The organism is Sulfophobococcus zilligii, assembly GCF_055398255.1.
The window spans coordinates 635,612-650,330 of record NZ_AP042406.1 but is presented as its reverse complement, the minus strand read 5'-3'; the positions used below and the strand labels follow the sequence as shown (position 1 = coordinate 650,330).

Annotated in this window: 17 protein-coding genes; 11 read left to right on the top strand and 6 right to left on the bottom strand. The window is 38.7% G+C overall.

The features are described 5' to 3' along the window. Positions 1–48: 48 nt before the first annotated feature. From ACZ5YP_RS03550 to ACZ5YP_RS03530, 5 genes are all read left to right on the top strand, one after another. Positions 49–744: an FmdE family protein gene (locus tag ACZ5YP_RS03550; RefSeq protein ID WP_464835878.1), complete on the top strand. Its 696-nt coding sequence runs from the start codon at positions 49–51 to the stop codon at positions 742–744. Positions 745–761: 17 nt separating this feature from the next. After that, on the top strand, positions 762–1,943 hold the full coding sequence (locus ACZ5YP_RS03545) for an ABC transporter substrate-binding protein (RefSeq protein WP_464835877.1): 1,182 nt from the start codon (positions 762–764) through the stop codon (positions 1,941–1,943). 3 nt (positions 1,944–1,946) lie between these two features. After that, a complete protein-coding gene (locus tag ACZ5YP_RS03540) occupies positions 1,947–2,990 on the top strand; it encodes a FecCD family ABC transporter permease (RefSeq protein WP_464835876.1) in 1,044 nt (347 codons plus the stop codon). Next, positions 2,990–3,751, top strand: coding sequence for an ABC transporter ATP-binding protein (locus ACZ5YP_RS03535; protein ID WP_464835875.1), 762 nt, complete (start codon positions 2,990–2,992; stop codon positions 3,749–3,751). Before ACZ5YP_RS03540 ends, ACZ5YP_RS03535 begins: the two co-directional genes overlap by 1 nt. Before the next feature lie 142 nt (positions 3,752–3,893). After that, positions 3,894–4,016: a hypothetical protein gene (locus tag ACZ5YP_RS03530; RefSeq protein WP_464835874.1), complete on the top strand. Its 123-nt coding sequence runs from the start codon at positions 3,894–3,896 to the stop codon at positions 4,014–4,016. A gap of 150 nt (positions 4,017–4,166) precedes the next feature. Here ACZ5YP_RS03530 and ACZ5YP_RS03525 read toward each other — a convergent pair whose 3' ends face one another. Further along, positions 4,167–4,415 (bottom strand): ferredoxin, encoded by a 249-nt coding sequence (locus tag ACZ5YP_RS03525; RefSeq protein ID WP_464835873.1) that lies wholly within the window; start codon positions 4,413–4,415, stop codon positions 4,167–4,169. A 246-nt stretch (positions 4,416–4,661) separates the two neighbouring features. On the opposite strand from ACZ5YP_RS03525, the gene ACZ5YP_RS03520 reads away from it, so the two are divergent. The 4 genes from ACZ5YP_RS03520 to ACZ5YP_RS03505 all read left to right on the top strand — a co-directional run bounded on the left by ACZ5YP_RS03520 (position 4,662) and on the right by ACZ5YP_RS03505 (position 8,317). Next, positions 4,662–5,426 (top strand): ZIP family metal transporter, encoded by a 765-nt coding sequence (locus ACZ5YP_RS03520; RefSeq protein ID WP_464835872.1) that lies wholly within the window; start codon positions 4,662–4,664, stop codon positions 5,424–5,426. Positions 5,427–5,543: 117 nt separating this feature from the next. Then, on the top strand, positions 5,544–6,824 hold the full coding sequence (locus ACZ5YP_RS03515; protein WP_464835871.1) for an ArsB/NhaD family transporter: 1,281 nt from the start codon (positions 5,544–5,546) through the stop codon (positions 6,822–6,824). 66 nt (positions 6,825–6,890) lie between these two features. Further along, complete coding sequence (locus ACZ5YP_RS03510) at positions 6,891–7,748, top strand: DMT family transporter (RefSeq protein ID WP_464835870.1); 858 nt, start codon at positions 6,891–6,893, stop codon at positions 7,746–7,748. Between the two features lie 95 nt (positions 7,749–7,843). Further along, on the top strand, positions 7,844–8,317 hold the full coding sequence (locus tag ACZ5YP_RS03505; protein ID WP_464835869.1) for a hypothetical protein: 474 nt from the start codon (positions 7,844–7,846) through the stop codon (positions 8,315–8,317). Positions 8,318–8,319: 2 nt separating this feature from the next. On the opposite strand, the gene ACZ5YP_RS03500 is transcribed toward ACZ5YP_RS03505, so the two are convergent. From ACZ5YP_RS03500 to ACZ5YP_RS03485, 4 genes are all read right to left on the bottom strand, one after another. After that, complete coding sequence (locus ACZ5YP_RS03500) at positions 8,320–9,030, bottom strand: hypothetical protein (RefSeq protein WP_464835868.1); 711 nt, start codon at positions 9,028–9,030, stop codon at positions 8,320–8,322. A gap of 67 nt (positions 9,031–9,097) precedes the next feature. Further along, positions 9,098–10,045, bottom strand: coding sequence for a glycosyltransferase (locus ACZ5YP_RS03495; RefSeq protein WP_464835867.1), 948 nt, complete (start codon positions 10,043–10,045; stop codon positions 9,098–9,100). 178 nt (positions 10,046–10,223) lie between these two features. Beyond that, positions 10,224–11,006: a DUF47 domain-containing protein gene (locus ACZ5YP_RS03490; protein ID WP_464835866.1), complete on the bottom strand. Its 783-nt coding sequence runs from the start codon at positions 11,004–11,006 to the stop codon at positions 10,224–10,226. Positions 11,007–11,256: 250 nt separating this feature from the next. Then, positions 11,257–12,282, bottom strand: a complete 1,026-nt coding sequence (locus ACZ5YP_RS03485) for an anion permease (RefSeq protein WP_464835865.1) — start codon at positions 12,280–12,282, stop codon at positions 11,257–11,259. 523 nt (positions 12,283–12,805) lie between these two features. Between ACZ5YP_RS03485 and speD the strand changes: the two genes are divergently transcribed. Next, entirely contained in the window at positions 12,806–13,180 is a 375-nt protein-coding gene (gene speD / locus ACZ5YP_RS03480) for an adenosylmethionine decarboxylase (RefSeq protein ID WP_464835864.1), read from the top strand. After that, a complete protein-coding gene (locus tag ACZ5YP_RS03475; protein ID WP_464835863.1) occupies positions 13,180–14,274 on the top strand; it encodes an FAD-dependent monooxygenase in 1,095 nt (364 codons plus the stop codon). Before speD ends, ACZ5YP_RS03475 begins: the two co-directional genes overlap by 1 nt. On the opposite strand, the gene ACZ5YP_RS03470 is transcribed toward ACZ5YP_RS03475, so the two are convergent. Beyond that, positions 14,228–14,719 (bottom strand): hydrogenase maturation protease, encoded by a 492-nt coding sequence (locus ACZ5YP_RS03470; protein WP_464835862.1) that lies wholly within the window; start codon positions 14,717–14,719, stop codon positions 14,228–14,230. The genes ACZ5YP_RS03475 and ACZ5YP_RS03470 overlap by 47 nt on opposite strands.

The following is a 14,719-nucleotide window of genomic DNA, read 5'->3' as shown; positions in this document are numbered from 1 at the left end:
TAGAAAGATTTTTAAGCAAAGTGCACTTTTCTAAATCTAGGGTGCACCATGGTTTCCAGAGAAATGATTGAAAAAGCACGTGAATTACACGGTCACATATGCCCATTTTTAGTAATTGGATTGAGAATTGGTGAAATAGCACTCAGTAAACTCGGAGTAGAGAAACCTGGTTTTACAGAGAGTCTTAGAGAAGACATTGTAGCAATAGTAGAAGTAAACAACTGTATGAGTGACGGAATACAAATAGCAACAGGTTGTACTTTTGGAAACAACTCGCTAATCTACCTAGACACGGGTAAAAACGCAGTTACAATACTAAAGAGGGGTGGAAGGAAGGGTATAAGGATATACGTTGACTCCGAGAAAATAAGAGAGAAATACTTCCCTAGAGAAGCAGTAGAATTATTTAGAAAAGTAAGAGTTAGAGGAGAGGGTAGCGAGGAAGACGCTAAGAGACTCCGAGAGCTATGGGAGGAAATAGCGTTGAAACTAGCCGATCTCCCAGAAGAAGAGTTTACTATACAAGAAGTAGAGGTGACGATCGACCTGGAGAGAGCACCAATCTATGATAGTGTGAGGTGTAGTAAGTGCGGCGAGCTCGTAATGGCTCCTAAAGCAGTATATATTGATGGAAAACCACACTGTGCAACTTGTGCTGGTAGAGAAGTCCCAGTTGTTATTGGAAGAGGTATTACACCAGCCTTCCTCGCGCCATTCAAAGTAGTCCGTGTTTTAAACAAGTAGTAGGGGGTGTGGTAGTAGTGAAGACTGTGAAAAACCCTGTATTAATCCTATTAATCCTCGTATTTGCAATTACACCAATACTACTAGTTGTAAAACCCGGTTTTACACCACATAGTAATCAATACGCTGAGCAAACGAGTACAACGGGGCCTATGAGCAATAATGGACAAGTAGAATACATTTTAGTCGTAGACGTGACTAATAGAACACTCAGTATACCGAGAAACATTTCTAGAATTGTAGCTATAGGGCCAGGCGCCCTTAGACTAGTAGTATACCTCGACGCAGTAGACCTAGTAGTAGGAGTCGAAGAACTAGAAGTAAAGAGCTGTATTGGAAGAGACTATGCAATGGCATACTGTGATTACATAAAGAATCTACCGATAATAGGCCCGGGAGGTCCGAGGAGCCCGCCAGACCCCGAGAAGATAATTCAGGTAAAACCCCAATTGATAATTATGAGTAGAACATATGTTAGCCTATATCCGCCAGAGAGACTAGAGTCTGAGACAGGTGTTCCAGTACTAGTCGTAGATTATGGTTCACCCGGCTATCTACAACTAGAAGACTTGAAGAAAGCACTCTTACTACTGGGTAAGGTATTAAATAGAGAAGAGAGAGCTAGAAGTCTAGCTAGCTATATTGACTCGGTACTCGTAGACCTAGATAGTAGAGTAAAACACATTGTAGTAAAACCACGTGTATATATAGGTGCAATATCGTATCAGGGTGCACAACCATTTACTACTTCCCAGGCGAAGTTTGCACCCCTAGTACTACTTAGCACGCCGTCTATAGTAGACGAGTTGAAGCCGGAGGGTGGGGTAGTAAGCGTGGACTTCGAGTGGTTGATCCAGGTGCAACCAGACGTTGTATTCATAGATGAAAACAACTTGAAACTAGTCGTGGAGGACTTCTCGAAGAACAAGGAGAAGTATTGTCTACTAAGAGCTTTCAGGGAAGGGAGAGTCTACGGTGTAATACCATTCAATTACTACCATACAAATATAGCAACGGCTATCGCTAATACATACTATATTGGTAGTATTCTATACCCCGAGGCCTTTAGAGATATAAATCCAGTGGAGAAAGCAGACGAGGTGTTTAAAGCATTCACTGGTAAGCCACTATATAGTTTATTTGTTGAAAACGGCTACCCGGGATATGTAGACCTAGCCGTCTTCTTCAAGTGTGATTAGAAAATGCACGTGGAACACATAGAGAAATACGTGAAAAAGAAAATGCTTTTTATCTCTATACTTCTATCCCTCCTAGTTTTACTCATACCACTAGCTGTGTCTATGGGGACGTATAATGCTGGCTTACTAGATGTATTCAATGTATTACTTGGCAATAACGACCTATCTACAGAGGTCAAGGCTGTTTTACTATTGAGGACTAGAAGGGTGTTTGCCTCTATACTACTAGGTGGCATCCTTGGAGTGGGAGGCGTCTGTATACAGGCGGCGATGAGGAATCCCATGGCCTCGCCTTTTACACTGGGTATATCACACGCTGCCGCACTAGGTGTAGCATTGAGTTTAATACTTGGTGTTTCAGGCTCTGTTAGATATAGAGTAATCCAGGTCTCTAATCCATATATTACTACTCTATTTGCACTTGGATTTGCACTGGTACAAGTAGTCATTGTATTAACACTGGCTTATAGAGCGGGGTTGACCGAGAGATCACTAGTACTCGCAGCTATAGCTACTAGTTTCTTCTACCAAGCAGTATTAAGCCTAGTACAATACCTACTACTCAATGAACTCCAATTGGCAGTAGTTGTCTACTGGTTGTTTGGCGATATTGGAAGAGTTGACTGGACGGGACTATGGGTTTTAACCGTGGTATTTGTATTTACAGCTCTCTACTGCTTTCTTAGAGCAATAGACCTAGACTTAATCTCTCTGGGAGACGACGTTGCAGCATCTAGTGGTGTTGACCCCAAGAGGCTTAGACTAGAAGTAGTATTAATTGCTACAGTAGGAGCATCGATTTCAACGGCTTTTGCCGGAGTACTGGCTTTTCTATGCCTAGTTGCACCACACGTATCTAGACTACTACTTGGTGGTACACATAGATATTTAATACCGGGATCAATACTCACAGGTGCATTGTTGACTCTAGTAGCAGACACTCTGGGAAGGCTTATTATCAAGCCCATGGTTCTACCAGCTGGAATAATTCTCTCGCTAATAGGAGCACCACTACTAGTACTCCTACTAGTAAGAGGTGGTCGTTAATGGCTATTCTGAGAATACAAGGCGTAGAAGTAAGATATGGGAGTACAAGGGTTCTCGAAGATATAGCAATGGACGTAGAGGAGGGAGAGGTAGTAACGGTATTAGGGCCGAATGGAAGCGGGAAAACAACTCTTCTTAAAACAATAGATGGAATTGTAAAGCCGGTTAGAGGATCAATATACATAGATACTAAGAATGCTTTGAGTATGAAGAGGAGGGAGATAGCTCGTTTAATAGGCCTTGTCCCACAAAGGGTAAACATCTACCATGGAGTAAAGGTATTTGAGTTTGTATTAACGGGGCGAAGGCCACACATAGACTACCTGCCTTCAAAGAAAGATATAGAGATTACACTCGAGTATATGAAGGCCCTTGAAATAGACCACTTAGCCAGTAGAGACATAACAGAGCTGAGTGGTGGAGAGCTACAGAGAGCACTTATAGCTAGAGCACTAGTTGCAGAGCCTAGAATACTACTATTAGACGAGCCTACTTCAAACCTCGATGTAAAATACCAGTTGTCTATACTCGACTTTATACACTGGTTTTCAAAGACAAAGAAGGTAACAGTTATAATGTCTCTACATGATTTAACCCAGGCATATAGATACTCTGATAAAACAGTATTATTGAAAAACGGTAGAATACATGCAATGGGAGAAACTGTTAAAACTCTAACACCTGAAACCATATTTGAAGTATACGGCGTGAAAACCAAGATAATACCCGAGTTAAAAGCAATAATACCTTTAAACCCATAGCCATAGTCACACCACTAGCTGGCTCCACGTAGAGAAGACAACGGTGTAGAAACAACCTCCCTCTGAGAAGACAAGAATAGTGGAATGAGTCTACATATTTACGGGGTTTTATGTTATGATATAATGATGCTTGGAGGATTATGTGTCTCCTAGAAGAAGTCTCATATTTACACTAGCACTTTCTCTACTACTAACAAGTATTGTTGCAATAGCGACTGCTAGTTATAGCTATAGAGGTGTAATTCGAGCTCCGAGTAATATATAGTTTCTGTAGAGACTCTTCGCGAGGACTACTATTCGCTGTTGGCTCAAATGACACACGGCTTGGTATTCCAAAACAAGGAAAAGCAAAAACAAAAGTAAACACGGTTAAAAAGAGAAAGGAGTGTAAAAATCGAAATCAATGAAACAAGGATTATTCTACTACTTCTTCTATTTTAATTGCTCCTACAGGACACGCTTCAGCCGCGTGTTTAATGCATTCATAGAGTTCTCCTGGTACTACTCCAATAGATATCTCGTTCTTGTTTTCAACAGCGTATTTATCTACTACCATGGTTTTACCAGTATCTGGATCTAGAGTGAAGACCTCGGGGCATATTGCCGGTGCTACACCACAGCCAATACATAGTTCTCTATTAACTACTACTTTGTATTTTGCCAATTCAAACACCATTTTAGACTATTTTAAACACGTATATTAAACGCGCTTTCTACAAGCTGGAAGCAATTGTTGATTAAGCTTTGTCTCTAATTATGTATTCTAATCCATTGATTTAAATTACAACTTTTCTGCTATGTATAACTAGTTTTAAATTTTGATTTTTAAATATTTAATATAGTGGAGTCAACTCAATGGCAATCAAAAATTATAATACACGTGTTGACTCAGTATTGTATGGTGTACGTAGTGGAGTGGTTTTTGGAAAACAGTGTTTTAAGAGCGTTGATACTTGGCTTAATTCCTGCTCTAGCGACTTCTCTAGGTGGATTAATAGGGTTAATTGGTGTTAGAGGACGCGAAGTACACTTGGATGTAGGCTTGGGGTTTAGTGCTGGTGTTATGACTGTAACAGCATTTACTAGTCTACTACTACCAGCTATTGAATTAGGTGGTGTATTCTTGACTACACTAGGGTTTTTAACTGGTGTACTAGTAGTTGTTTTACTAAATAGAATCATTCCACACGAGCACTTAATGAAGGGTTATGAAGGCCCTGTTTCAATGAAGAATAAAATTAAACACGTATGGCTTGTCGTGCTAGCAATACTCATACACAATCTACCAGAGGGCCTAGCTGTTGGTGGTTCATCTAGTATTGGATTGTCTATGGGTTTAATTACAGCTGTTGCTATAGGAGTACAGGATATACCAGAAGGATTTGTAGTCTCGTTTCCACTAGCAGTAGCTGGGAGAAGTAAGAGGACTGCACTAGCTATTAGTGTATTGAGTGGTTTGAGTGAGACGGTAATGGCTGTAATAGCTGCTCTTCTATCTACTGGTTCAACTAGTCTACTAGTATTTACACTTTCATTAGCGGCTGGTTCAATGATATACGTAGTAAGCCACGAAGTAATACCAGAGACACATAGACACGGGCATGAATCGCTCTCAACAACAGGGTTTATACTTGGATTTATATTAATGCTGTGGCTTGAATCCCTACTAGGCTAGGTAGACGAGTAGTTTTAACATAGAATTATACTTTTACTGGAATAGAGTAGACTCCTACCTACTAATAACTTATAATCCGAGTTGTAATTCAGTATTTTCCGGGTGGTTTATACGGAATTGAATAATCAGCTATACAGTGAAATAGTTGGCTTGGGATTGATTATATATTTAATTGCAATGTTGATTGTAAGGAGTAAGAAGACCCATATACCAGCATGGAGCATCATGGCCTTTACATCCTTTATTACTGTTGTCACTGGACTCGTAGGCTTCGACGAACTGGGCAGTGTAATAGACCTCGACGTAGTATTGTTTCTAATAGGTATGTTTAGTCTAGTTAGCCTCGCAGAGTCCTCCGGCCTTCTCTCAGCTCTCTCTATTTGGTATATAAGTAGGTTTAAAACAAGGTATTCACTAGTCTATGCTTCTTCACTCCTCTTCGGACTACTAGCTGCTTTCGCCGTAAACGATACAGTTGCTCTTATGGGGCCTCCTATAGCATACATGGTTTCAAAGGCAGCTGGATTAAACCCCAAGTTTATGTTTCTACTACTAGCATATTCTCTTACAATAGGCTCTGTAATGACTCCAATTGGAAATCCTCAAAACATGTTAATAGCTATACAGAGTGGTATTACAGCACCGTTTATTCAATTCCTCTGGAGGCTTACAATACCAACAATTATCAATCTCGTACTACTCTCATTGATAATGATAAAGATTTTCAAAGTAGAGAATACAAGGGTTGAAATAGACTCGATACCACGAGAGTATATTAGTGATAAACGAGACGCTGTAATCGCCGGGGTTGGATTAGCGATTGCTATACTGGGCTTAATAGTAAACGATGTACTAGAGTTAATGGGTCTACCACACATAACTCACAGAGGGTTTATACCATTTATAATAGCTGCTGGATTATATACACTAGCTAAAAATCCAAGGAGGGTATTGTCTGGTGTTGACTGGGGTACAATAGTTTTCTTTATAACAATGTTTATAACTATGGAGGGTATATGGCGGAGCAGGGTTTTACAACCTGTTTTAACACTTCTACTACCATGTAAACTAGGAGGCTTGGAGAGTGTAGTGTCTATTACTATTGCTTCAATACTTTTGAGTCAAGTACTAAGTAATGTTCCATTTGTAAAACTATTTATTCCATTTATGGAGAGCCTTGGATACACGTCGATAGATATAAACGCGTGGCTTGCACTAGCAGCAATGTCTACAATAGCTGGTAATCTAACAATTCTAGGTGCTGCATCGAATATTATAGTATTAGAAACACTTGAAAGTAAAATGAATACTACGATATCATTTATAGAGTTCTTTAAAATAGGATTGGTAGTAACTATTGTTAACACTATTGTGTACCTTGTATTTCTCCTCGTATAGTGGGCTACTAGTACTAGGCTTGTTTAAAGGAGGGTTTTACTTTTAATTAGTGTTATGGTGGTGCTTATGGACTCTATATACATAGTCTACCCGGTTATAACAGCTATAATTTGGAGTTTTAATCCAGCTGTAATATATCGATTCGCGAGGAATTCACCACCATCATTTTTCACTGCTATAAGAGCCCTTCTAGCAGTATTATTCATAGTATTATTCACTGTTTTTACTGGTACATTGCATTTTTCCTCTTTAACTCCAATGCTTGTATTCTTCATGGTTGTATCTGGTGTTCTCGGCCCAGGACTTGGAGATATTGCTTATACAAGGAGTATACAGCTTATTGGTGGTTCCCTAGCGATAGTCATCGGCTACCTCTATATATTCTTTGCACAAGTATTCTCGTTTATATTATTTGGCGAGAAACTTGGTTTAACAGAGCTGGTTGGCGGAACACTTGCTTTTCTCGGTATATTAATTGCTACACGTGGAAACAATAATGGAAGTAGAGCGTCTAAAACAGGAATACTACTAGCTTTCTCAGCAGCTGTATTATGGGGTTTTGCCGCGTCTATAATAAGTATGTTTAGAGGATTAGTAGACCCATATACAGTTTCTTTAATTAGATCCGCGTCTGTAGTTGTATTTTCACTCATAGTTAGCTTCATGAGAAGAGAGAATAGAGTCGTAGATAAGGGATTTATAATTGCTACTTTTATAACGGGTGTTTTCAGCTGGGGTATTGGAATGGTTTTATTTACTTATTCAATATACCAATTGGGAGTCTCAGCAACAGTTGTTGCAACAGCACTAGCACCTGTATTATCACAGTTAACAACGAGAATTATAGCTAAAGAACCATTTTCACCCTTTATTGTAGCCGGCGCTATACTAGTATCACTTGGAATAATAGTCCACTCTCTCTAGCAGTTTTACAACTTAAAACCTCGTTTCTTAGGCAGAGGTCAGAGTATCCGACTCCTTAAAACCCATCTATAATGCATTCTGGATAAGGGGTTAAAGTGGAGCGTGGATTGCTAGATATTGTTGTCAACACGTCTACTACTACGAGTGTAGATTATGAATTATTGAATAGTATAGTTAACTCGTTGGAATTGTACAGGAAGACTTGGAGTGATGAAGACTATACAATGTTTCTCCAATCATTCAATAAAATGCTGGAGTCTATATCACCAATTAAATATTATCCAGAAGTATTGTGGAAACTAGACTCTCTAGATGTACTCCCCTTATGGGGTTTAAACATAGACAAACAGCTACTCATGGACCTACTGGCTGACATAGTACTAGTTAAAACAAGTAGTGGTAGATACGACTATGTTGCCTCTTTGAAAAACAATCTAATAATACTCATGCGTGAACTAGGCGTGGATGAACCCGAAGAAGTCTTAAAGACATGTAGTAGTAGAATTGATGAAGGAGAATGCCTAGTCTACACGGCTATACTGCTCTTGATTAAATCATCAAATCCCTAGTATTAAACAGCGTACAGGGTTTCACTATGTACTAGTATATATATTGCAATAGAGATCATTAATAGAGAGCCAATAATTCTAACAAGCCTTTCACGTCTAAGTAAAACCAAATGTATTGACTTCAACTTTGTTAAACCGGCTAGACCGAGAAACAACACTATAATCGGGGATACGAAAACAGCTATGTAGTATAGTGTTAACGGTATAAACACGGAGAGGCTGAGTCCTAGTTTTCGTGACAGTAGAATATAGGTTATAAGTAGCTGAGCTGAACATGTGAGTATTGTAAAAGAAGATATTAATCCAATTACCAGTGTAGCAAAGAGGCTTCTTATAGCATACTTTTGAAGGTCTAGTTTAGAAGCTATCTTACATGGAATATCGTCTTCTCTACAAACAAATTGATCACTATGTTCAATCCTGTTTTTCAAAATTGACATTATGAGCGTTAGAAAACCATAAATCAATAGTATAGCTCCAAGAATCTGCATGGGCAATTTAATAACAGATAGTAGTGAGTATGCTACAAGAGCAATTATAAAGTAGCCTGTGTAAACAGAAGCTATAAATACAATACCTGTTTTAACAGCATATCGATGGTTTACCATTAAAGCCGAAATAAAGATACTAGCGAATAAAGCATAGAAGCAGGGATCAAACGAGTCTATTAGTGCAAAACTCGTTATTGTAGCCAGCAACGTTAAATAATCCATGGAATAACTCACACTTGAATACTAGTTCATATATCTTTCCAGTGTATTTTCAACTTATAACTCTTATTTAACGCGTTGAATTAACCAGTGTTTTTATTTCATCTATTTTCATGTAAACACGTCTCTCCAATCTCTTCACGTATAAAGCCATAATTGCAGATATTAGTGATTGAAAACCAGCACCTACAAGTATTAGTGCGGCTAGTCCCTTTATATGGTGTACTACTCCCATAAAGTAGTATCTATATGCAACCCATATACCCAGTATTAACCCAGGAATTAATAGTAGTGATCCAAGGGTGAATATTAGAAACGTTGGATTATAACGCCAAGTCAATTTAATCATATCTACTGCTATTTTAAACCCGTGTGTTACACCTAGTTTCTTGGCTTTAGGGTCTATTCTAGGCCTGTATTCTATTGGTACTTCGCATACATCGCAGAGATTTGCGAAGTGTGAAGCTATTTCTACCTCGACGCTAAAACCCTTCATTTCATAGTTTACTTCTCTCATTTTATCAGTTAACCCCATATACATACCGCTTAATACATCTCTAAGATTTGTTCCATACAGCGTGTTGAATGCAAGCGTTAAGAGTTTATTTCCGATTTTAAATATTAGTCGTTGTGATTCCTTACCAAATAATCTAGCACCTATAACTAGACTACACTTCTTCTTTTTCAATTCACTGTATAATAGTGGAATTGCACTTGCTGGATATGTTCCATCACCATCCATTACTACAACTATTGGTGTTGAAACGTATTGAAGACCTGTTTTAACAGCCAATGCTTTACCTTTACCTTCTTGCATTACTACTTTAACGCCTTTAGAGCGGGCTATTTCAACTGTTTTATCTGTACTGCCACCGTCGACAACTACTATGTTTTCAAGTGGTATACCAACTTGGATTAACTCGTCTATTACTACTCCAATAGCTTTTTCTTCGTTTAATACTGGTATAATTACACTTACTTCACTTGGATCAAAACTAGTTTTTAAACTACCAGTCAATAACTACACCTTTCCCACTCCTAGTATTAGCGACGAATATGTTGATCCCATGATTTCCAAGTATTTTAAATAGGGTTTATGGATTTTAACCTGTTTCACTATTGGATCTGTTGTGTTAGAAAATAGATTAAAGTAGCAGTGAATAATCCAAAAAGTAAATGGTGGTCATTCTTCTAGACTATCTTAGAAGTGCTATTGATCTCAATACATCTGCAGCATCTTCACATTTGTCTGCAGCGTTTTCCACCATGGATACTATTTCTCTGAGTACAATACACCTAGATGGTTTTGATTTATCACAGTATTCTAGTGTTGCTTCTAGTACTTCTATGTGTAATTCATCTACTTTTTCTTCGATTGTTTCTATTTTATCGGCGATTTCTAAAACCCTCTTTTTATTTCCAGCTAGGAGTTCTCTAGTTGCTTTTTGAATCAACTTGGTTGCTTCTAATACATGAGAAGCCATTTCAATTAGTTTATCAATAACTCCTTCTGGAATTTCACCGTCTTGTAAGAGACTTAATCTTCTACACCACGCCTTGGCATAAGAAGCAATATCATCACTAGTTATTACTAGTCTAACTACTTCTTCTCTATCAATTGGGTGAAAAGTACTCTCAGCGAGCTCCACTAGTATCTTTCTCTTTAAATCATCTGCCTCTCTCTCGGCGTCAAATACTCTTTTCCAATCTTCATTAAACTTCTCCCAATTCCTTTCGCGAAATGCTTCGACAGCGTGTAAAGCATATTCTACAACAATTACAATCTTTGATATGTGTTCAATGTATAATTCAAGAGCTCTTCTCTCCATAGACCTAGAAATCCAGCCCCAAGTAGACAACTCCAACACCACTGAGTAGTAATAGAGTAGTGTAGTATATATATGGTGTTCACTGTAAACTATATAGTTGTATAAGACTACTAGACAAGTCAAAAACCTTTTCTCGAAACCACACAGCATGTTTCAACAACGAATATTCTACGGGCTGAAAAGTTTTTGGGGTTGTATGGGGTTTTGTTGTTGTCGGTGAAGTTGTGTGGTATTGGAGACTGTGGGGTGATGGGAGCAGTGCTCCAAGCCCCGCGGGGATAAACGTAGATGGGAGCCCCGTGCCGTTGGGCTCGGCAGCCACCCATGAACCCACAGTGGTCTCTAAAACCCTGTGGGCGAGGTGGAGGTCCCTAGAGGAAACCCTCTAGGGACAAACGGATTACATACCTAAAAATACTTTTGTAAACAAGTAGTAAAAGCCCATGGAGAGAGTAGCTGATGTGGGGAGGGTTAGAAACCAGGAGAGTATAATGCCTAATACTAGTTTTAAATTGAGTGCTTGTCTAATGCTTCGATGTCTACCTATTCCTGCTCCAATAATTGTCCCAACTGATATATACGTGGTTGATATGGGCATTCCATAGCCAAACAACATGTATGGAATAGTTGTAAATATCCATGTTGAAGAGGCAGAGATGATGGATGATGATAGAGAGCCTATAGGGTCGAGTTTTGTTATTTTATAAGCCATTGTTTCAACAACTCGTCTGCCAAGTAGTACTCCGCCTAGAATAATGAATAGTGCACCATATAGTGTGAGTAGAAACCTAGAGTCTAGACTCGAGAAGAACGTGGTAGAGCCTACTATTGCATAGTATACACCAGTAGCGTTAGCTACATCGTTGGCTCCAAATGCATATCCATCCCACGCAGAGGCGAGTATGGCTAGTCCTCGTATTCCACGCTCACCAATTTTTACTCTAGAGAAAACGCGTTCTAGTACTATATAGAGAATTGCAGTTAGAGCTATTGCTAGAAGAGGAGATATTGTCCAACTTATAATGATTTTTGATACTACATCTAAATTGAGCTTAGTGTTCTGGCCAAGTATGATCATTGCTAGCCCCACACCTATTACTCCACCAGTTGCACTTTGAGACGTCGACACTGGCAGTCCTAGATAGCTAGCTATGTAGACCCAGATCAAAGCGGCGAGAGAAGCAGATACAGCGCCATAAATATTTAGATTCGATACAACTCCTTTACCAAGAGTTTTCATAACCATATGCCCCTGGAGGATTGCCCCTAGAAGAACACTAATAGAAAACACTAGTAGTGCGCTTCTATACTTTAAAACACCGCCTCCAACAGGGCCTGCAATAGAGTTTGCAGTGTCGTTTGCTCCAATTCCCATAGCGTAAACTGCTGCAAGTGCTAAACCGAGCCCTAATAGTAGTATTTCCACAGTGCCCTCTACCAATTCAGTTTTCTAGATGGTTATATAGACCAGCTATTGTCAACTATATAGACATATATAGAAAAGAAGCAATAACAACTCAGCATTCCTGGCCTTCATCAACATATTCAGGCACGCGCGCATCATCACCAAGTAGTATTTCTATTTTCTAATTAGATTTTAAACACTAACTTAAAACTATGGCGAGATGGATTGATAAGAGTTGGAATATGTATTCTTCTCAAGAAGCAGTAGCAAGTATTAAATTGGAGTTGCAGGTAAAGAAACCATGAAGAATTAAATAAGAGATTTAAAGTTTATATATAGCATAGAAATAACCCCTCCCCTTACATTTAAAATCAAACTCTCCCCTTGCAAGTAGCAAAACATATCTTACTAAAAGCCAATACAATTACTTGAATACGCATACAAAGTTCAATGGGGTTATAAAATGAAACATCAAGTCTTACGTGGAAGGGGAAGGGGGTAAAATTTATAAGTTTCCAAGGGGGAGTATTTTATGGTGATAAAAATGATTACGATTACACAATTAAAAAACAAGGTTATTGGACGCCACGTCTACGGGGAACTCTATGGATGCGATCCTGAACTACTCAGCGATGAGAAATACCTCGTAGAAGTAATAAGAGAAGCAGCAAAAATAGGTGAATTCACACTACTAGATGTAAAAGCGTGGAAAATACATCCCGGAGTAAGCGTTGTAGGAATTGTATTGGAAAGCCATATAAGTATACATACATGGCCCGAGTACGAGTTCGCCACAGTAGATGTCTATACGTGTGGATTGAAGGGAGACCCCGAGAAAACCTTTAAATACATTGTTGAAAAACTAAGAGCTAAACGCTATACAATGAAGTATGCATCTAGAAACTACGAGGAAGAGTAATGAAAAAAGACATTTTAATAATTGGAGCTGGACCAGCCGGCCTGTATACAGCTCTAAATACTAGAGGAGTAGATGTCGTTATAATAGAAGAACACATACAACCAGGCATTCCTAAACACTGTGCAGGAATCGTTGGAGAATACGTTGCCCGATTAGTAAACAATTTATCTAATCGTATTGTCGACGCCTCATATAGAAAAATAGTCTTTACAACACCAATGGGGAAAGCTAGACTGGAATTTAAAAAACCAATAGCTTACCACGTCAATAGGCCCCTCTTAGAACAAGTACTGGCCTCGAGAGTTGAAAGCCTCGGCCACACCATTATATGGGGGCAAAAAGCAAAACCACGTGGATTAAACACTATTAGTATAGGAGATAGAGATGTTGAATACAATAAACTAGTTGTAGCTGAAGGCCCCCTTGGAATATTCAAAAAGAAGTTAATTAGAGAAAAAGGAGAATACCTATATGGATTTCAAGTTCTATGTGAAGCAGACGTAGAGGAAGAAGATGGTTTAACCATAGTGTACAGTGAATACACACCTGAATTCTTTGCTTGGATCACACCGGTTTCAAATGGACTGGTTCAAATAGGCTATGCAAGTAGAAATCCACGCGAGAAAACGCTTTTGAAACACGTAGAGAAGTATACAGGGGTAGTTGTTAAAAGAGTTTTAGAGAGATATGGTGGATTAATACCAGTAAATAAACCACTCAAAAACCCTTTGATACACGGTAGAATAGTGTTTCACGGTGATGCAGTCCCCTTAGTAAAACCCTATACTGGTGGAGGATTATACTATATATTCAAGCTCTCGCCAATACTTGCAAAACATCTCGAAGAAGACACGTTGAGTAAATACATTGAAGACTATAAAACAAGGTTTTACATTGGGAGTAGAATAGAATACTTAGCCACTATTTTCTCTCGTAAAACAAGGTATTTCATACCTGTTTCATTTGTAAACGCGCTCTATAAAATGGGGCTTGTAGAACATGTTGATTTCGACAAACACTATAGGTTAATACTCAAACTACTCGGAGTTATACCAATTCTTCCATTTTCCTTTCTCTATTTAAACACTCGTTGATTCTCTCAGCTATATTTTTCACGGCTGTTAATACCTCGAATGATACTTCTAAGCCGAGGTCAAGGGTTTTCGGGTATATACCTATAATAAATACTTCTTCAACACCAATAGTATTTTTGAGTAGATTTAGAATTAGTGATTGTGGAATACTATGTGTCGAAATAACTAGCCCGTAGTCTTCTATCGAATCACTAGCTACTACTACCACGTCTCCCGGCCTACCATTTTTAAACAATGCCGCGTCGATTACTACTAGTCTACTGGGATGATAGTTTTCGATTTCGCCAATACAGTTTTCCAATCCATACTCGCATTTAATACACGTAATACCATGTCTAGCTAGTTCATTGCATGCTATTAGGCCTGCTTGATCGTCTTGTCTTAGAGGAGAGCCAAGGCCTAGAATTAAAAAATTATTTTGGAATAGACTACAAAAATCATTCAA